The following is a 19,555-nucleotide window of genomic DNA, read 5'->3' on the forward strand; positions in this document are numbered from 1 at the left end:
GTCGGTCAGGCCTCCGTTCCGGTGCTCTCGGCCGGAGCAGCGGCGGCGGGAGCGTCGGCCTTGGGGGCCTCGGCTGCCGGCGCGGACTGCTGCGGCTTGCGGCCACCACGGCCGCCGCGCTCGCCACCACGGCCACCACGGCCGGCGGGACGGTCGCCGCCAGCGCCGGCGCCACGGGCCGGGCGGTTACCCGCACGGGCTGCAGCGTTCTCGGCGCGGACCTCGGCGATGTTCTTGACGTCGCCCTTGTAGATCCAGACCTTGACACCAATGCGACCGAAGGTCGTCTTGGCCTCGAAGAACCCGTAGTCCACGTTCGCGCGGAGCGTGTGCAGCGGCACACGACCCTCGCGGTAGAACTCCGAGCGGGACATCTCGGCGCCGCCGAGGCGACCGCCGCACTGGATCTTGATGCCCTTGGCGCCGGCCTTCATCGTGCCCTGCATGCTCTTACGCATGGCGCGACGGAAGGAGACGCGGGAGGAGAGCTGCTCGGCAACGGCCTGGGCAACCAGCTGAGCGTCCATCTCGGGGTTCTTGACCTCGAGGATGTTCAGCTGGACCTGCTTGCCCGTGAGCTTCTCGAGGTCACCGCGGATGCGGTCGGCCTCGGCGCCACGGCGGCCGATGACGATGCCCGGACGAGCGGTGTGGATGTCCACACGCACGCGGTCACGGGTGCGCTCGATCTCAACCTTCGAGATGCCGGCGCGCTCCATGCCGGACGTCATCATCCTGCGGATGGCGACGTCTTCCTTGACGTAGTCCTTGTACAGCTTGTCGGCGTACCAACGCGACTTGAAGTCGGTGGTAATGCCGAGTCGGAACCCGTGCGGGTTTACCTTCTGGCCCATTACCGGGTTCCTTCCTTGCTGCTGACGACCACGGTGATGTGGCTGGTCCGCTTACGGATCCGGTAGGCACGGCCCTGAGCACGCGGACGGAACCGCTTCAGGGTCGGGCCCTCGTCCACGTACGCCTCGCTGATGACCAGCGAAGAAGCGTCCGGGTGGTCGTAGTTGTGTGCAGCGTTGGCAATGGCGCTGTCAAGCACCTTGCCAACCGGCACGCTCGCGGCCTGCGGGGCGAAACGCAGGACCGCCTGAGCCTCCGTGGCATCCATGCCACGGATAAGGTCCACCACTCGGCGGGCCTTCATGGGCGTGACGCGGATGTACCGCGCCTGGGCCCTGGCTTCCATGGTTGTCCCTTCGGTGTCGTTCATAGTCTTCGCACCCCGCCTTAGCGGCGCTTCGACTTGCGGTCGTCCTTGACGTGGCCGCGGAAGGTGCGGGTCGGCGCAAACTCGCCGAGCTTGTGGCCGACCATCGACTCGGTGACGAACACCGGGACGTGGATCTTGCCGTTGTGCACCGCGATGGTGTGCCCCAGCATGCTGGGGATGATCATCGAGCGCCGGGACCAGGTCTTGATGACGTTCTTGGAGCCTGCCTCGTTCTGTACGTCCACCTTCTTGACAAGGTGTCCGTCGACGAAAGGCCCCTTCTTGAGACTGCGCGGCATCTAAACCCGCTCCTAGCGCTTCTTGTTCGACTTGCGGCGGCGGACGATGTACTTGCTCGATGCCTTCTTCGGCGAGCGAGTACGACCCTCCTTCTGACCCCACGGGGAGACCGGGTGGCGACCACCGGAGGTCTTACCCTCACCACCACCGTGCGGGTGGTCGACCGGGTTCATCGCGACACCGCGAACGGTCGGGCGAACGCCCTTCCAGCGCATACGGCCGGCCTTGCCCCAGTTGATGTTCGACTGCTCGGCGTTGCCGACCTCGCCAATGGTGGCGCGGCAGCGGACGTCGACCAGGCGAACCTCGCCGGAGGGCATACGAAGGTGGGCGTAAGCGCCCTCCTTCGCCAGGAGCTGGACCGAAGAACCCGCGGAACGGGCAATCTTCGCTCCGCCGCCGGGGCGCATCTCGATGGCGTGGATGGTCGTACCCACCGGGATGTTGCGCAGCGGCAGGTTGTTGCCCGGCTTGATGTCGGCGCCAGGGCCGTTCTCAATCCGGTCACCCTGGCCGAGCTTGGCCGGGGCGAGGATGTAGCGCTTCTCGCCGTCTGCGTAGTGCAGCAGCGCGATGCGGGCGGTGCGGTTCGGGTCGTACTCGATGTGAGCGACCTTCGCCGGCACGCCGTCCTTGTCGTGACGACGGAAGTCGATCACTCGGTAGGCGCGCTTGTGGCCACCACCCTGGTGACGAACCGTGATCCGGCCGGTGTTGTTACGGCCGCCCTTGCTGTGCAGAGGGCGAACCAGCGACTTCTCCGGCGTGGACCGCGTGATCTCGACAAAGTCGGCTACGGAAGAGCCACGACGGCCCGGCGTAGTCGGCTTGTACTTGCGGATTCCCATTTCTCAGTCCTCGTCCGATTCCGGACGATCCAGACCACCGTTAGGCGGTCGGACCGCCGAAGATGTCGATACGGTCGCCCTCGGCAAGGGTCACGATGGCGCGCTTGGTGTCAGCGCGCTTGCCGAAACCGGTGCGGGTGCGCTTGCGCTTGCCCTGCCGGTTGATCGTGTTGACCCCGGTGACCTTGACCGAGAAGACCGCTTCCACGGCCTGCTTGATCTGGGTCTTGTTGGAGCCGGGCGCGACGATGAACGTGTACTTGTTCTCGTCGAGCAGCGCGTAGCTCTTCTCGGAAACAACCGGCTTGACGAGAACGTCGCGCGGGTCCGTGAAGGTCTTGCTGGTGACGGTCTCAGCCATCAGACGTCACTCCCTTCGGTCTCAGTGGTGGCCTTGGGGCCAGACACGAAGGACTCGAAGGCGGCCTTGGTGAAGACCACGTCGTCGGAGACGAGCACGTCGTACGTGTTCAGCTGGCCCGGCTCCAGGAGGTGCACCTGGGGCAGGTTGCGGGCGGACAGCCACGCGGCCTCGTCCGAACGCTCGGCAATCAGGAGCACGTGCTTGCGCTCGCTGACCTTGCCCAGCAGGGACTTGGCGGCCTTCGTGGAAACCGCGCCCTCGACCACGTCGGAGACGACGTGGATGCGAGCGTTGCGGGCCCGGTCGGTGAGGGCACCGCGCAGGGCGGCAGCCTTCATCTTCTTGGGGGTCCGCTGCGAGTAGTCACGCGGCTGCGGGCCGTGGACGACGCCACCGCCGGCGAACTGCGGCGCACGGGTCGAACCCTGACGCGCGCGGCCGGTGCCCTTCTGGCGGTAAGGCTTCTTACCGCCACCACGGACCTCGCCACGAGTCTTGGTCTTGTGCGTGCCCTGACGGGCCGCGGCCAGCTGCGCGACGACGACCTGGTGGATCAGCGGAATGCTGACCTTGGCGTCGAAGATCTCCGCGGGGAGCTCGACGGTACCGGTCTTGTCGCCTGCCGGCGAAAGGATGTCAATGGTGCTCATCGGTTCCTCAAACCCCCTTGGCCGCGGTGCGGACCAGGACGAGGCCACCGTTGGGGCCGGGGACGGCGCCCTTGATGAGCAGCAGACCCTTCTCGGCGTCAACGGCGTGGACGGTCAGGTTCTGGGTGGTGACCCGCTCGTTGCCCATGCGACCCGCCATGCGCATGCCCTTGAAGACACGGCCGGGGGTGGCACAGCCACCGATGGAACCAGGCTTGCGGTGCACGCGGTGGGCACCGTGAGATGCCTTGCCGCCCTTGAAGTTGTGACGCTTCATGACACCGGCGAAGCCCTTGCCCTTGGACTTCGCGGTCACGTCGACCTTGATGCCCGACTCGAAGACCTCAGCAGTGATCTCCTGGCCCAGCGTGTACTCGCTGGCGTCAGGGGTGCGGAGCTCCACCAGGTGGCGGCGGGGGGTCACGTCGGCCTTGGCGAAGTGACCCTTGAGGGGCTTGTTCACCTTGCGCGGGTCAATCTCGCCGAAGGCGATCTGGACCGACTCGTAGCCGTCGTTGTCGTTCGTACGGACCTGCGTCACGACGCACGGACCGGCCTTGACGACGGTCACCGGGACAACCCGGTTGTTCTCGTCCCAGACCTGGGTCATGCCGAGCTTCTCGCCCAGGACGCCCTTGATGTTCTTGCTCATCTCGGCCCGTCCCTTCAGAGCTTGATCTCGATGTCGACACCGGCCGGCAGGTCGAGACGCATCAGCGAGTCAACCGTCTTCGGCGTGGGGTCGAGAATGTCGATGAGGCGCTTGTGCGTGCGCATCTCAAAGTGCTCGCGCGCGTCCTTGTACTTGTGCGGCGACTTGATGACGCAGTACACGTTCTTCTCAGTGGGCAGCGGCACCGGGCCTGCGACCGACGCACCAGTGCGGGTCACCGTCTCGACGATCTTCTTCGCCGAGGAGTCGATGACCTCGTGGTCGTAGGCCTTGAGCCGGATGCGGATCTTCTGTCCCGCCATGGCTACTTCGTAGTCCTGTCTCTTGGAAACGCTCTGGTACCCGGTCGGTCATGCGATCGACCTCCGACCCACGCGGTCGGGCGTGTCGCGTTCCCTCTACGCAGAAATCCCGAAGGATTTCCCAACCAAGGGTTCGCGGGCCCAATGACCGCAGGCCGGGGATCCTGCATCTGCCTTCGATGCGACCCACCGGGCGCCTGGTCTGCACACCCCACTGCACTTCCCGAAAGATTCCCGTACGTCCGACCGGTACCACCCGAAGGCGATGGGGTCGACGAGTACTGTGGGACTCGCTTCCGGTTCTCCCGACGGGAGACGCGCAGCATCGGCACTCAACCGAGCAACCCCGACAGTCTGCCATATGGGGCATGGCCCTGGCCAATCGAGCCGTAGAGAGTACCCCTCGCGCGCCCCAGGTCAAACCGCAGCCCGCCCGAAGCCCGCATTGCACCTGCTCGGGCAACCCATGGGCCCGTAACTCCATCCCTCAGGTTGAGCAATCGCACGGGACGGCCCGTGCGGGGGACGGGACGGGGCGGCTCTCTTGCGTACGACATCCCAGGGGGCCGGGCTGCCCAGGCGACGGATCCTGACGGGTCTCGGGGCGGCCGGCACCGGCCTCGCGCTCTCCGCCTGCTCCGTCCCCGAGGCCCCGCGCCGCAAGGCCCCGCAGGCCGATCCGCTGCCCGGCAAGCCGATCTCCACCGGTCACGGCCGGCTGGTGATGCAGATCCTGGCCCATCCGGACGACGACCTGTACTTCATGAACCCGGACACCCAGCGGATGCTCGACGACGGCACCTCGCTGGTCTGCGTCTACACCACCGGCGGCGAGCACACCGGCGTCAACCGCCCGCCCGGCGGCCCCACACCCCCACCGGACAAGGGCGCGTACTCCTCCGCCCGCCACCAGGGACTCCGCCAGGCCTACGCGACGCTGCTCGGCCTGGACCGCTTCGCCCCGTGGCAGAAGGGCGTGACCACACTCCGCGGCGGTCACCGGGCGGAGATCAACACCCTTGCCAAGGGCGGCCGCAAGGTCGAGCTGATCTTCCTCAACACAGCCATGCACCTCTCCTTCGGCCGTCTGGGGCTCCCCACGCTCTGGCAGTCCAGGGGCCTCAATCTGCGCACCGTCGTCGCCGAGGGCTCACCGCTGCAGAAGGCGCAGGCGTACGACTACGACGAGCTGGTCGACGCCCTGACCGGGCTCATGGCCGCGTACCGCCCCACCGTGATCCACACCCTCGACCCCGACCCGGACATCCAGCACAGCCCCGAGGCCGTACGGATCAGGGACAGCGAGCAGATCGGCTACTCCGACCACGCCGACCACACCGCGACCGCCTCCTTCAGCTGGGCGGCGATGATCCGCTGGGTCGCCGAGGCCACCCGCGACGGCGGCGACGTGCCCGCCTTCGTCACCACCGCCTTCCGCGGCTACTACAACCGGCACTGGCCCAAGAACCTCCCCCGGCCGGTCATGCTGCAGAAGGCCGCGCACCTCGTCCCGTACGGCGGCAGCCCCAGCTGGCAGTGCGGCAATCCCGGCGGCTGCGGCGACTACGCGGTCGGCGGGACCGCCCCCGTCCGGAACAAGAAGGGCTGGGTCCGCTCCACCCACTACCGCTACCCGGGGCCGCGGCCCGCCCTCGCCGCCGACCCCGACGGCAGGCTCGTCGCGTACGGCGTCCTCGGCCTGCGCGCGGTCCGCTGGCGCGAGACCTCCCCCGGCAGCGGCCAGTGGTCGGCCCCCGACGACCTCGGCGGCGGACCGCTCGCACCGGTCCTCGGCGCCACCGCCCTCGCGGACGGCAGACAGCTGCTCTTCGGGCTGCGCTTCGACGCCCTCGCGGGGCACGGATCGCGCAACACGCGGGAGATCGTCGTACTCCAACAGCGCACGCCCGGCGGGGAGTTCACCCCCTGGACCGGTCTCGGCAACCCGGAGCCGACCCCCGACCGCGGCCGCCGCCTGGGCGTGCCGGTGGCGGTGACGGCACCCGACGGGCAGGTCCATCTCTTCGTACGGAACGCCGACCAGGGCATCAGCACGCGCATCCGCAGCGCGGCCGGCCAGTGGAGCCCCTGGCGCAGCCTGGGCGGCGGCGAGATCCAGGACGGGCTGAGCGCGACGGTCGACACGGCGGGCCGGGTGCACGTCTACGCGGCCGGGCGCGACACCGTGCACGAGTGGACGCAGAGCGCGCCCGGTCAGCCGCTGACGCCCAGCCTCACCGGCCTGCCGGTGCCCGGGGACTCCCCCGTCGCGCTGCCCGCCCCGGACGGCACCGTCGACCTGATCATGCGCAGGCCCGCCACCTCGAAGCTGACGGTCATGGGCCGCCCCACGGGCCCCGCGCTCCTCGGCAAGGACAACCGCGGCCGAGACCAACTCCTCCTGAACGGACGAGTGTTGACCCGCCCCGGTGGGGCCGTCGCGCTCGAAGGGCCGGCCCTGCACACCGGCCCGAAGGGCGTGAGCGTGGTGGGCCTGGGTCCGGACGCACGCCCCTGGCTGTGGCGGCCGGCCCGCTCGATATGACAACGCAAAGGGCCCCGCACCTCTCGGTGCGGGGCCCTTGCTTGGTGCTCAGTGTCGAGCTACCAGGTCAGACAACCAAGTGATTACTTGGTGATCTTGATGACCTGGCCGGCGCCGACGGTCCGGCCACCCTCACGGATGGCGAACTTCAGGCCCTCTTCCATGGCGACGGGCTGGATGAGCGCAACGTTCATCTCGGTGTTGTCGCCCGGCATGACCATCTCGGTGCCCTCGGGGAGGGTCACAACGCCGGTCACGTCCGTCGTGCGGAAGTAGAACTGCGGACGGTAGTTGTTGAAGAAGGGGGTGTGACGGCCACCCTCGTCCTTCGACAGGATGTAGGCCTGGGCCTCGAACTCGGTGTGCGGCGTGACCGAACCGGGCTTGATGATGACCTGGCCGCGCTCGACGTCCTCGCGCTTGATGCCACGGAGGAGCAGACCGACGTTCTCACCGGCCTGGCCCTCGTCGAGCAGCTTGCGGAACATCTCGATGCCGGTGACCGTGGTGGTGGTCTTCTCCTGCTTGATGCCCACGATGTCAACGGTCTCGTTGACCTTGAGGACACCACGCTCGATGCGGCCGGTGACGACGGTGCCACGACCGGTGATCGTGAAGACGTCCTCGATCGGCATCAGGAACGGCTTGTCGACGTCGCGCTCGGGCTGCGGGATCGACTCGTCGACGGCGGCCATCAGGTTCAGGACCGACTGGCCCCACTCCTTGTCGCCCTCGAGCGCCTTGAGCGCCGAGACCTTGACGACCGGAAGGTCGTCGCCCGGGAACTCGTACTCGGAGAGGAGCTCACGAACCTCGAGCTCGACGAGCTCCAGGATCTCCTCGTCGTCCACCATGTCGGCCTTGTTCAGGGCGACGACGATGTACGGAACGCCGACCTGGCGGGCCAGGAGCACGTGCTCCTTGGTCTGCGGCATCGGGCCGTCGGTGGCGGCAACCACGAGGATCGCGCCGTCCATCTGCGCGGCACCCGTGATCATGTTCTTGATGTAGTCAGCGTGACCCGGGCAGTCGACGTGCGCGTAGTGACGCGACTCCGTCTGGTACTCGACGTGCGCGATCGAGATCGTGATACCGCGCTGACGCTCCTCGGGAGCCTTGTCGATCTGGTCGAAGGCCGAGGCCTCGTTCAGGTCGGGGTACGCGTCGTGCAGCACCTTGGTAATGGCGGCCGTGAGGGTCGTCTTACCGTGGTCAATGTGACCGATGGTGCCGATGTTGACGTGCGGCTTAGTCCGCTCGAACTTTGCCTTCGCCACTGGGTCCTCCTGCGGAGTGGTTCTGTACGCCTTGCTTCATCGGCGCCAGGTGATCTTTGCTGGGATGCCGGGGCCCGGGGCATTCCGCACGATCCGTACGGAATGACCCAGTGGCTCCGGTGATAAGCCTAAAGCGTGTACTCGGGAGAGTTACTCGCCCTTGGCCTTCGCGATGATCTCCTCGGCGACGTTCCGCGGAACCTCGGCGTAGGAGTCGAACTGCATCGAGTAGCTTGCGCGACCCGAGGTCTTGCTGCGGAGGTCGCCGACGTAGCCGAACATCTCCGAGAGGGGCACGAGGCCCTTCACGACGCGGGCGCCGCTGCGCTCCTCCATGGCCTGGATCTGGCCACGGCGGGAGTTGAGGTCGCCGATCACATCGCCCATGTAGTCCTCGGGCGTGGTGACCTCGACGGCCATCATCGGCTCGAGGAGCACGGGAGAGGCCTTGCGAGCACCCTCCTTGAACGCCTGCGAACCGGCGATCTTGAAGGCGAGCTCGGAGGAGTCGACCTCGTGGTAACCACCGTCGAGAAGGGTGACGCGGACGCCGACCATCTCGTAACCGGCCAGGATGCCGAACTGCATGGCTTCCTGAGCACCCGCGTCCACCGAGGGGATGTACTCACGGGGGATGCGGCCACCGGTGACCTTGTTGACGAACTCGTAAGAGGCGTCGCCACCCTCGATGGGCTCAAGGGCGATCTGCACCTTCGCGAACTGGCCGGTACCACCAGTCTGCTTCTTGTGCGTGTAGTCGATACGCTCGACGGCCTTGCGGATCGTCTCGCGGTACGCGACCTGGGGCTTGCCGACGTTCGCCTCGACGCGGAACTCGCGCTTCATGCGGTCGACGAGCACCTCGAGGTGAAGCTCGCCCATACCACCGATGATGGTCTGGCCGGTCTCCTCGTCGGAGTGCACCTGGAACGAGGGGTCCTCTTCAGCGAGACGCTGAATGGCGACGCCCAGACGCTCCTGGTCACCCTTGGACTTGGGCTCGATCGCGACCTGAATAACCGGCGCCGGGAAGTCCATGGACTCCAGGATGACCGGGTTCTTCTCGTCGCAGAGCGTCTCACCGGTGGTGGTCTGCTTCAGGCCCATGACGGCGATGATGTCGCCGGCGCCCACCGATGCGATCTCCTCACGCTTGTTCGCGTGCATGCGGTAGATCTTGCCGATGCGCTCCTTCTTGCCCTTGACGGAGTTCAGCACCGAGGTGCCGGCCTCCAGGCGACCGGAGTAGACCCGGACGAAGGTGAGCTTGCCGAGGTGCGGGTCGCTCGCGATCTTGAACGCCAGGCCCGAGAAGGGCTCGTCGTCCGAAGGCTTGCGCTTGACGACCTTCTCCGGGTCCTTGACGTCGTGGCCCTCGATGGCCTCGACGTCCAGGGGGGAAGGCAGGTAGCGCACAACGGCGTCGAGCAGGGGCTGGACGCCCTTGTTCTTGAACGCCGTACCGCAGAACACCGGGGAAACGGTGACCGAGTCGGCGCTGCCCTTGGAGGCCAGCGTGATGCGACGGATGGCGGCGTACAGCTGGTCCTCGGTGGGCTCCTGGCCCTCGAGGTACAGCTCCATCATCTCGTCGTCGTGCTCCGACACGGCCTCGAGCAGCTTCCCGCGCCACTCGTCGGCAGCCTCGGTGTGCGTGTCCGGGATGTCGACGATGTCGTACGCCTCGCCCTTGGCCGCCTCGGCGGACCAGACGAAGGCCTTCATCGTCACGAGGTCGACGACACCCTTGAAGTCGCCCTCGGAACCGATCGGGAGCTGCATGACGAGCGGGACGGCGCCGAGGCGGTCCACGATCATGTCGACGCAGCGGTGGAACTCGGCGCCCGTACGGTCGAGCTTGTTGACGAAGCAGATACGCGGAACGCCGTAGCGGTCCGCCTGACGCCAGACAGTCTCGGACTGGGGCTCGACGCCCGCGACACCGTCGAACACGGTGACAGCGCCGTCGAGGACGCGGAGCGAACGCTCCACCTCGACGGTGAAGTCGACGTGACCCGGGGTGTCGATGATGTTGATCGTGTGATCGACATCGTTGAGCGGCCAGTGGCAGGTCGTCGCGGCAGACGTGATCGTGATGCCGCGCTCCTGCTCCTGCTCCATCCAGTCCATCGTGGCAGCGCCGTCGTGGACTTCACCGATCTTGTAGCTCACACCGGTGTAGAAGAGGATCCGCTCAGTGGTGGTCGTCTTGCCCGCGTCGATGTGGGCCATGATCCCGATGTTGCGGACCTTGGCCAGGTCAAGCGAAGTGGTGGCCATATGGCTCAGTCTTCTCTCGGTCTCGATGTGGGTAGCGACTACCAGCGGTAGTGCGCGAAGGCCTTGTTGGACTCGGCCATCTTGTGGGTGTCCTCACGCTTCTTGACGGCCGCACCGAGGCCGTTCGAGGCGTCGAGGAGCTCGTTCATGAGGCGCTCGGTCATGGTCTTCTCGCGACGGGCGCGGGAGTAACCGACGAGCCAGCGCAGCGCCAGGGTGGACGCGCGACCGGGCTTGACCTCGATCGGCACCTGGTAGGTGGCGCCACCGACACGGCGGGACTTGACCTCAAGGGCGGGCTTGACGTTCTCAAGCGCGCGCTTCAGCGTGATGACCGGGTCGTTGCCGGTCTTCTCGCGGAGGCCTTCCATCGCGCCGTAGACGATGCGCTCAGCGGTGGAGCGCTTGCCGTCCAGCAGGATCTTGTTGATCAGCGAGGTGACAAGAGGAGAACCATAGACCGGGTCAATGATGACCGGGCGCTTCGGGGCGGGGCCCTTACGAGGCATTCTTACTTCTCCTTCTTGGCGCCGTAGCGGCTGCGGGCCTGCTTGCGGTTCTTGACACCCTGGGTGTCGAGCGAACCGCGGATGATCTTGTAACGAACACCAGGCAGGTCCTTCACACGGCCGCCTCGCACGAGCACGATCGAGTGCTCCTGCAGGTTGTGTCCCTCACCCGGGATGTAGGCCGTGACCTCGATGCCGGAGGTCAGGCGAACACGCGCGACCTTACGGAGGGCCGAGTTGGGCTTCTTCGGGGTGGTCGTGAAGACACGGGTGCAGACGCCACGACGCTGGGGCGAACCCTCGAGCGCGGGGGTCTTGTTCTTCTCGACCTTGTCCTGCCGGCCCTTCCGGACCAGCTGCTGAATCGTAGGCACTACGTCTCCGGTTTCTGTGTGCCGTCGGTGAAACTAACCTGGAACATCTCCCGACCCACGCGGTCGGGTGTGTCGAATCATGCAGATCCCCGCCGCGAGGCGGAGGGGCGCAGATTGCGGTGGCCGTATACAGGCTCGCCGTGCGGTTGAGGACACACACAGGAGCCAGGGCACACCCCAGGCACAAGGTCAGATCGTACCTACCGCATCGGCTGCGGTCAAAACAAATGCCCACGCGCAGGACAGAGGGGGTGCAAGATACGCCACTGGGCGGCCACCCGCGAGGGGTGACCGCCCAGTGGACGAGATATTCGCTCCTACTGGTTGTACGGACCGTAGTCGTAGTCCTCCAGCGGGACGGCCTGGCCGGAGCCGGTGCCGAACGGCGAGTAGTCGATGTCGTCGTAGCCGACGGCCGAGTACATCGCGGCCTTGGCCTCCTCGGTGGGCTCCACCCGGATGTTGCGGTAACGGGAGAGACCCGTACCGGCCGGGATGAGCTTACCGATGATGACGTTCTCCTTGAGGCCGATGAGGCTGTCGGACTTGGCGTTGATCGCCGCATCCGTCAGGACTCGGGTCGTCTCCTGGAAGGAGGCGGCCGACAGCCAGGATTCCGTCGCCAGCGAGGCCTTGGTGATACCCATCAGCTGCGGACGGCCGGAGGCGGGGTGACCGCCCTCGGTGACCACACGACGGTTCTCGGTCTCGAACTTCGAGCGCTCGACGAGCTCGCCCGGCAGGAGCTCCGCGTCGCCGGACTCGATGATCGTCACGCGGCGCAGCATCTGCCGGATGATGATCTCGATGTGCTTGTCGTGGATCGACACGCCCTGCGAGTTGTAGACCTTCTGGACTTCACCGACCAGGTGGACCTGGACCGCACGCTGGCCGAGGATGCGCAGCACGTCGTGCGGGTTGGTGGCACCCACGGTGAGCTTCTGGCCCACCTCGACGTGATCGCCCTCGCCCACCAGCAGACGGGCACGCTTGGAGATCGGGAACGGAGTCTCCTCCGAGCCGTCGTCCGGCGTGACCACGAGCTTCTTGGTCTTCTCGGTCTCCTCGATACGGACGCGGCCTGCCGCCTCCGAGATCGGGGCGACACCCTTGGGCTGACGGGCCTCGAAGAGCTCGACAACACGGGGCAGACCCTGGGTGATGTCGTCACCGGCCACACCACCGGTGTGGAAGGTACGCATCGTCAGCTGGGTACCGGGCTCACCGATGGACTGGGCGGCGATGATGCCGACCGCCTCACCGATGTCGACCAGCTTGCCGGTGGCCAGCGAGCGGCCGTAGCAGAAGGCACAGGTGCCGACCGCGGACTCACAGGTCAGGACCGAGCGGGTCTTGACCTCCTCGACGCCCGCGTTGACCAGCGCGTCGATGAGCACGTCGCCCAGGTCCACGTTGGCCGGCGCGATGACCTTGCCGTCGATGACGACGTCCTCGGCGAGCATGCGGGCGTAGACCGAGGTCTCGACGTCCTCCGTCTTGCGGAGCACACCGGCCTCGTCCTTGACCGCGATCTTCAGCTTCAGACCGCGCTCGGTGCCACAGTCCTCCTCGCGGATGATGACGTCCTGCGAGACGTCCACCAGACGACGGGTCAGGTAACCCGAGTCGGCGGTACGCAGGGCGGTGTCAGCCAGACCCTTACGGGCACCGTGCGTGGAGATGAAGTACTCGAGGACGGTCAGGCCCTCACGGAACGACGCCTTGATGGGACGCGGGATCGTCTCGTTCTTCGCGTTCGACACCAGACCACGCATACCGGCGATCTGACGCATCTGCATCATGTTTCCTCGGGCACCCGAGTCAACCATCATGAAGATGGGGTTCGTCTTGGGGAAGTTCGCGTTCATCGCCTCGGCAACCTCGTTGGTCGCCTTGGTCCAGATCGCGATGAGCTCCTGCGTGCGCTCGTCCTTGGTGATCAGACCGCGCTCGTACTGCTTCTGGACCTTCTCGTCCTGAGCCTCGTAGCCCTGGACGATGGCCTTCTTGGCCTCCGGGACGACGATGTCCGAAACGGCGACGGTGACGCCGGAACGGGTCGCCCAGTGGAAGCCCGCCGCCTTCAGGTTGTCGAGCGTCGCCGCCACGATGACCTTGGGGTAGCGCTCGGCCAGGTCGTTGACGATCTCGGAGAGCTGCTTCTTGCCCACCGAGTAGTCGACGAACGGGTAGTCCTCGGGCAGCAGCTCGTTGAAGAGCGCGCGGCCCAGCGACGTACGCAGCCGGAAGGTGTCACCCGGCTGGTACTCGGGCTCGCCCTCCTCGGCGACCGGCGGCACCCAGCCACGCGGCGGCATGGTGCCCACCGGGAAGCGGATGTCGACCTGCGACTGGAGAGCGAGCTCACCATTGTCGAACGCCATGATCGCCTCGGCCGTCGAGCCGAATGCACGGCCCTCGCCCTTGGTGTCACGGAGCTCGCCGTCGGTGGTCAGGAAGAACAGACCGAGGACCATGTCCTGGGTCGGCATCGTGACCGGACGGCCGTCGGCCGGCTTGAGGATGTTGTTCGAGGACAGCATCAGGATGCGGGCCTCGGCCTGCGCCTCTGCCGACAGCGGCAGGTGCACGGCCATCTGGTCACCGTCGAAGTCCGCGTTGAACGCGGTGCAGACGAGCGGGTGGATCTGGATGGCCTTGCCCTCGACCAGCTGGGGCTCGAAGGCCTGGATGCCGAGGCGGTGCAGGGTGGGTGCACGGTTCAGCAGCACCGGGTGCTCGGCGATGACCTCTTCGAGGACGTCGTACACGACGGTGCGGCCACGCTCGACCATGCGCTTGGCCGACTTGATGTTCTGCGCGTGGTTGAGGTCAACCAGACGCTTCATCACGAACGGCTTGAAGAGCTCCAGAGCCATGGCCTTCGGCAGACCGCACTGGTGCAGCTTGAGCTGCGGACCGACGACGATCACGGAACGCGCGGAGTAGTCCACACGCTTGCCGAGGAGGTTCTGGCGGAAACGACCCTGCTTGCCCTTCAGCATGTCGCTGAGGGACTTGAGCGGGCGGTTACCGGGACCGGTGACCGGGCGACCACGACGACCGTTGTCGAAGAGGGCGTCCACGGCCTCCTGGAGCATGCGCTTCTCGTTGTTCACGATGATCTCGGGGGCACCGAGGTCGAGAAGGCGCTTCAGGCGGTTGTTGCGGTTGATCACACGGCGGTACAGGTCGTTCAGGTCGGAGGTCGCGAAGCGGCCACCGTCCAGCTGCACCATCGGGCGGAGGTCCGGCGGGATGACCGGCACGCAGTCGAGAACCATGCCCTTGGGGCTGTTCGCGGTCTGCAGGAACGCGGAGACGACCTTGAGGCGCTTGAGCGCACGGGTCTTCTTCTGGCCCTTGCCGGTACGGATGATCTCGCGGAGGCGCTCGGCCTCCTCCTCGAGGTCGAAGGACTCCAGGCGCTTCTGCAGTGCAGCAGCACCCATCGAACCGTCGAAGTACGTGCCGAAACGGTCACGCAGCTCGCGGTAGAGGAGCTCGTCGCCCTCCAGGTCCTGGACCTTGAGGTTCTTGAAGCGCGACCAGACCTCGTCCAGACGGTCGATCTCGCGCTGCGCACGGTCGCGCAGCTGCTTCATCTCGCGCTCGGCACCTTCGCGCACCTTGCGGCGCACGTCGGCCTTGGCGCCCTCGGCCTCGAGCTCGGCCAGGTCGGTCTCGAGCTTCTTGGCGCGGGCCTCCAGGTCGGAGTCACGACGGTTCTCGACCTGCTGACGCTCGACGGAGACGTGAGCCTCCAGCGAGGGCAGGTCGCGCGTCCGGCGCTCCTCGTCCACGAAGGTGATCATGTACGCGGCGAAGTAGATGACCTTCTCGAGGTCCTTCGGCGCGAGGTCGAGCAGGTATCCCAGACGCGACGGGACGCCCTTGAAGTACCAGATGTGCGTGACAGGGGCGGCCAGCTCAATGTGGCCCATCCGCTCACGACGCACCTTGGCGCGAGTGACCTCGACGCCGCAGCGCTCGCAGATGATGCCCTTGAAGCGGACACGCTTGTACTTACCGCAGTAGCACTCCCAGTCCCGGGTCGGACCGAAGATCTTCTCGCAGAAGAGCCCGTCCTTTTCCGGCTTGAGCGTGCGGTAGTTGATGGTCTCCGGCTTCTTTACTTCGCCGTGCGACCAGGTCCGGATGTCGTCCGCGGTGGCAAGGCCGATCCGCAGCTCGTCGAAGAAGTTGACGTCGAGCACTTGTCGTCAATCCCTCTTTCAGGGTCGAGTGTCAAACATGGTCTGAACGGTCCGGGGCGGCCGGGACTCCGTTGCGGGAGTCCCGGCCAGGCCCGTCAGACCTCTTCGACGCTGCTCGGCTCGCGCCGGGACAGGTCGATTCCGAGCTCTTCCGCAGCGCGGAAGACATCCTCGTCCGTGTCGCGCATCTCGATGGACATGCCGTCCGAGGACAGCACCTCCACGTTGAGGCAGAGCGACTGCATTTCCTTGATGAGCACCTTGAAGGACTCGGGAATGCCGGGCTCGGGGATGTTTTCGCCCTTGACGATGGCCTCGTAGACCTTCACGCGGCCGGTCACGTCGTCGGACTTGATGGTGAGGAGTTCCTGGAGTGCGTACGCGGCGCCATAAGCCTCCAGCGCCCACACCTCCATCTCACCGAAGCGCTGACCACCGAACTGCGCCTTACCACCCAGCGGCTGCTGGGTGATCATCGAGTACGGACCGGTCGAACGAGCGTGGAGCTTGTCGTCGACCAGGTGGTGCAGCTTGAGGATGTACATGTACCCGACCGAGATCGGGTCCGGGAACGGCTCACCCGAGCGGCCGTCGAACAGGTTGGCCTTGCCCGTGGGCTGGACCAGCCGGACACCGTCGCGGTTCGGGATCGTGGACTCGAAGAGACCGGAGATCTCGTCCTCGCGCGCACCGTCGAACACCGGGGTGGCGACGTTGGTGCCCGGGGCGACCTGGTCGGCGCCGATGGCCTGCAGGCGCTGCGCCCAGTCGTCCGCCAGACCGGAGACGTCCCAGCCGCGGCTGGCGAGCCAGCCGAGGTGGATCTCCAGGACCTGTCCCGGGTTCATTCGGGACGGCACACCCAGCGGGTTCAGGATGATGTCGACCGGAGTTCCGTCCTCGAGGAACGGCATGTCCTCGATCGGAAGGATCTTCGAGATAACACCCTTGTTGCCGTGACGGCCGGCGAGCTTGTCACCGTCCGTGATCTTGCGCTTCTGCGCCACGTAGACACGAACCAGCTGGTTCACGCCCGGCGGCAGCTCGTCGCCCTCTTCACGGTCGAAGACGCGGACGCCGATGACCTTGCCGATCTCACCGTGCGGCACCTTCAGCGAGGTGTCGCGCACTTCGCGCGCCTTCTCACCGAAGATCGCGCGGAGCAGGCGCTCTTCCGGCGTCAGCTCGGTCTCGCCCTTGGGCGTGACCTTGCCGACGAGGATGTCGCCGGCGACGACCTCGGCACCGATACGGATGATGCCGCGCTCGTCGAGGTCGGCGAGGACCTCTTCGGAGACGTTCGGGATGTCCCGGGTGATCTCCTCCGGGCCGAGCTTGGTGTCACGGGCGTCGACCTCGTGCTCCTCGATGTGAATCGAGGAGAGGACGTCGTCCTGCACCAGACGCTGGCTGAGGATGATCGCGTCTTCGTAGTTGTGGCCCTCCCACGGCATGAACGCCACGAGGAGGTTCTTGCCGAGCGCCATCTCGCCCATCTCGGTCGCGGGACCGTCGGCCAGAACCTGGCTCTCGATCACGCGGTCGCCCTCGTTGACGACAACCTTCTGGTTGACCGAAGTGCCCTGGTTCGAGCGGGAGAACTTGGCGATGCGGTACGTGGTGTACGTGCCGTCGTCGTTGGTGACGGTGATGTAGTCCGCGGAGACTTCCTGGACGACACCCGACTTCTCCGCCTTGAGTACGTCACCGGCGTCGACCGCACAGCGGTACTCCATGCCGGTGCCGACGAGGGGAGCCTCGGACGTGATGAGCGGCACGGCCTGACGCATCATGTTCGCGCCCATGAGGGCACGGTTGGCGTCGTCGTGCTCGAGGAACGGGATCATCGCGGTCGCGACCGACACCATCTGGCGCGGCGAGACGTCCATGTAGTCGACGTCGTCACCGGGGATGTAGTCGATCTCCCCGCCACGACGGCGGACCAGGACGCGCGCCTCGGTGAAGCGCATCTCCTCGGACAGCGTCGCGTTCGCCTGGGCGATCACGAAGCGGTCTTCCTCGTCCGCGGTCAGGTAGTCGACGTCGTCGGTGACGACGCCCTCGACGACCTTGCGGTACGGGGTCTCGACGAAGCCGAACGCGTTGACGCGGCCGTACGAGGCGAGCGAACCGATCAGACCGATGTTCGGGCCTTCAGGCGTCTCGATCGGGCACATGCGGCCGTAGTGCGAGGGGTGCACGTCACGGACTTCGAAGCCGGCCCGCTCACGGGAGAGACCACCCGGGCCAAGCGCCGACAGACGGCGCTTGTGGGTGAGACCCGACAGCGGGTTGTTCTGGTCCATGAACTGCGACAGCTGGCTGGTGCCGAAGAACTCCTTGATGGAGGCGACGACCGGCCGGATGTTGATCAGGGTCTGCGGCGTGATCGCCTCGACGTCCTGGGTCGTCATGCGCTCACGCACGACGCGCTCCATACGAGCCAGACCCGTGCGGACCTGGTTCTGGATGAGCTCGCCGACGTTACGCAGACGACGGTTGCCGAAGTGGTCGATGTCGTCGGTCTCGACGACGATGGACCGGCCGGACTCGCCGACGGTCTCGACCTCACCGGCGTGCAGCTTCACCAGGTACTTGATCGTGGCGATGATGTCGTCACTGGTCAGCACACCGGCGTTCAGCGGCTCGTCGGCGCCGAGCTTCTTGTTCACCTTGTAGCGGCCGACCTTCGCGAGGTCGTAGCGCTTCGGGTTGAAGTAGAGGTTCTCGAGCAGCGTCTGAGCAGCCTCACGCGTGGGCGGCTCGCCCGGGCGCAGCTTGCGGTAGATGTCGAGCAGTGCGTCGTCCTGGCCCTGGGTGTGGTCCTTCTCCAGGGTGGCGCGCATCGACTCGTACTCGCCGAACTCCTCAAGGATCTGCTCGGTGGTCCAACCGAGAGCCTTGAGGAGGACGGTGACGGACTGCTTGCGCTTGCGGTCGATGCGGACACCGACCATGTCGCGCTTGTCGATCTCCATCTCCAGCCAGGCACCCCGGGAAGGGATGATCTTGGCGGAGAAGATGTCCTTGTCGGACGTCTTGTCGATGGAGGAGTCGAAGTAGACACCCGGCGAGCGGACCAGCTGCGACACAACGACACGCTCGGTGCCGTTGATGACGAAGGTGCCCTTGTTGGTCATGAGCGGGAAGTCGCCCATGAAGACCGTCTGGGACTTGATCTCGCCGGTCTCGTTGTTGGTGAACTCGGCGGTGACGAAGAGCGGGGCCGCGAACGTGAAGTCGCGCTCCTTGCACTCGTCGATCGAGTTCTTCGGGGGCTCGAAGCGGTGGTCGCGGAAGGTCAGCGACATCGACCCGGAGAAGTCTTCGATCGGAGAGATCTCCTCGAAGATCTCTTCCAGACCGGACTTCGTGGGGACGTCCTGTCCACTCTCGAGAGCGGCCTCGACGCGACCCTTCCATGCGGCGTTGCCGAGAAGCCAGTCAAAGCTTTCGGTCTGCAGCGCAAGAAGGTTCGGAACCTCGAGGGGCTCCTTGATCTTTGCAAAGGAGATGCGCAGCGGGGCGGTGCTGGCGCCGTTGTTCGTATTGGCGGTCGAGGCGTTGCGCGAGGCGGCCAAGAGGGGGTCCTTCCGAGGGCTCGGACTCACTACGCGCGTACCGGTCCCAGCGGGGCACAGAGACAGGCCATTCCCGATTCGGCCAAAAGGCCAGGTCGGAAAAGGTCAGTCATCGATGCTCAAGCAAGGGCATGCCCCTGGTGACGGGCAGGGGGCAGCTAACAGGCAGCGCAAAGGGTCAGTGTAGCCAAGAGGCACACCGATGTCCAGTGCGGGTTTTCTGTCACCCTCAGATCTTTCACTGTTCTGCTGCCCTGCGCTGCTGACCTGCGGAAGAACCATGCGCCAGAGGCGCACAACGATCCTGCCCTCTTCGTCGTCGATCCATGCCTCGGATGCGGATCGAAGTGACGACGCGTCCTGAGAATTGCGCGCTGCGTGCGGTTCGTCAAGGCCCCTTGGTGCCCGCT

15 protein-coding genes are annotated in these 19,555 nt (G+C 66.2%); 1 reads left to right on the forward strand and 14 read right to left on the reverse strand.

Features of this window, described 5'->3' with window-relative positions:
* Positions 1–5 precede the first annotated feature (5 nt).
* The 8 genes from rpsC to rpsJ are packed head-to-tail and all read right to left on the reverse strand — an operon-like array spanning position 6 to position 4,362.
* A complete protein-coding gene (gene rpsC, locus OG707_RS15770; RefSeq protein WP_329118634.1) occupies positions 6–854 on the reverse strand; it encodes a 30S ribosomal protein S3 in 849 nt (282 codons plus the stop codon).
* Positions 854–1,201 carry a 50S ribosomal protein L22 gene (gene rplV, locus OG707_RS15775; RefSeq protein ID WP_026290933.1) on the reverse strand — a complete coding sequence of 116 codons (348 nt, stop codon included), beginning with the start codon at positions 1,199–1,201 and terminating at the stop codon, positions 854–856. Before rplV ends, rpsC begins: the two co-directional genes overlap by 1 nt.
* Positions 1,202–1,242: 41 nt before the next feature.
* Complete coding sequence (gene rpsS / locus OG707_RS15780) at positions 1,243–1,524, reverse strand: 30S ribosomal protein S19 (protein WP_329118635.1); 282 nt, start codon at positions 1,522–1,524, stop codon at positions 1,243–1,245.
* A gap of 12 nt (positions 1,525–1,536) precedes the next feature.
* Positions 1,537–2,373 (reverse strand): 50S ribosomal protein L2, encoded by an 837-nt coding sequence (gene rplB / locus OG707_RS15785; RefSeq protein WP_329118637.1) that lies wholly within the window; start codon positions 2,371–2,373, stop codon positions 1,537–1,539.
* Positions 2,374–2,413: 40 nt separating this feature from the next.
* Positions 2,414–2,734, reverse strand: a complete 321-nt coding sequence (gene rplW / locus OG707_RS15790) for a 50S ribosomal protein L23 (RefSeq protein WP_329118639.1) — start codon at positions 2,732–2,734, stop codon at positions 2,414–2,416.
* Complete coding sequence (rplD, locus tag OG707_RS15795) at positions 2,734–3,387, reverse strand: 50S ribosomal protein L4 (protein WP_329118641.1); 654 nt, start codon at positions 3,385–3,387, stop codon at positions 2,734–2,736. The genes rplW and rplD overlap by 1 nt, the downstream gene beginning before the upstream one ends.
* Positions 3,388–3,394: 7 nt before the next feature.
* Complete coding sequence (gene rplC, locus OG707_RS15800) at positions 3,395–4,039, reverse strand: 50S ribosomal protein L3 (RefSeq protein ID WP_329118643.1); 645 nt, start codon at positions 4,037–4,039, stop codon at positions 3,395–3,397.
* A 14-nt stretch (positions 4,040–4,053) separates the two neighbouring features.
* Entirely contained in the window at positions 4,054–4,362 is a 309-nt protein-coding gene (gene rpsJ / locus OG707_RS15805) for a 30S ribosomal protein S10 (RefSeq protein ID WP_014054162.1), read from the reverse strand.
* A 544-nt stretch (positions 4,363–4,906) separates the two neighbouring features.
* Here rpsJ and OG707_RS15810 point away from each other — a divergent pair.
* Entirely contained in the window at positions 4,907–6,907 is a 2,001-nt protein-coding gene (locus tag OG707_RS15810) for a PIG-L family deacetylase (protein ID WP_443071338.1), read from the forward strand.
* 83 nt (positions 6,908–6,990) lie between these two features.
* On the opposite strand, the gene tuf is transcribed toward OG707_RS15810, so the two are convergent.
* The 6 genes from tuf to rpoB all read right to left on the reverse strand — a co-directional run bounded on the left by tuf (position 6,991) and on the right by rpoB (position 19,145).
* Positions 6,991–8,184, reverse strand: a complete 1,194-nt coding sequence (tuf, locus tag OG707_RS15815) for an elongation factor Tu (RefSeq protein ID WP_329118650.1) — start codon at positions 8,182–8,184, stop codon at positions 6,991–6,993.
* A 150-nt stretch (positions 8,185–8,334) separates the two neighbouring features.
* Positions 8,335–10,464 carry an elongation factor G gene (fusA, locus tag OG707_RS15820; RefSeq protein WP_329118652.1) on the reverse strand — a complete coding sequence of 710 codons (2,130 nt, stop codon included), beginning with the start codon at positions 10,462–10,464 and terminating at the stop codon, positions 8,335–8,337.
* Positions 10,465–10,502: 38 nt separating this feature from the next.
* Positions 10,503–10,973, reverse strand: a complete 471-nt coding sequence (rpsG, locus tag OG707_RS15825; protein WP_329118654.1) for a 30S ribosomal protein S7 — start codon at positions 10,971–10,973, stop codon at positions 10,503–10,505.
* Positions 10,974–10,975: 2 nt separating this feature from the next.
* Complete coding sequence (gene rpsL, locus OG707_RS15830) at positions 10,976–11,347, reverse strand: 30S ribosomal protein S12 (protein ID WP_003948652.1); 372 nt, start codon at positions 11,345–11,347, stop codon at positions 10,976–10,978.
* A gap of 317 nt (positions 11,348–11,664) precedes the next feature.
* On the reverse strand, positions 11,665–15,564 hold the full coding sequence (locus OG707_RS15835; RefSeq protein ID WP_329118656.1) for a DNA-directed RNA polymerase subunit beta': 3,900 nt from the start codon (positions 15,562–15,564) through the stop codon (positions 11,665–11,667).
* A gap of 95 nt (positions 15,565–15,659) precedes the next feature.
* Complete coding sequence (rpoB, locus tag OG707_RS15840; RefSeq protein ID WP_329118658.1) at positions 15,660–19,145, reverse strand: DNA-directed RNA polymerase subunit beta; 3,486 nt, start codon at positions 19,143–19,145, stop codon at positions 15,660–15,662.
* Positions 19,146–19,555 lie beyond the last annotated feature (410 nt).

Source organism: Streptomyces sp. NBC_01465, from assembly GCF_036227325.1.
In the GTDB taxonomy this organism is placed as follows: Bacteria; Actinomycetota; Actinomycetes; order Streptomycetales; family Streptomycetaceae; genus Streptomyces.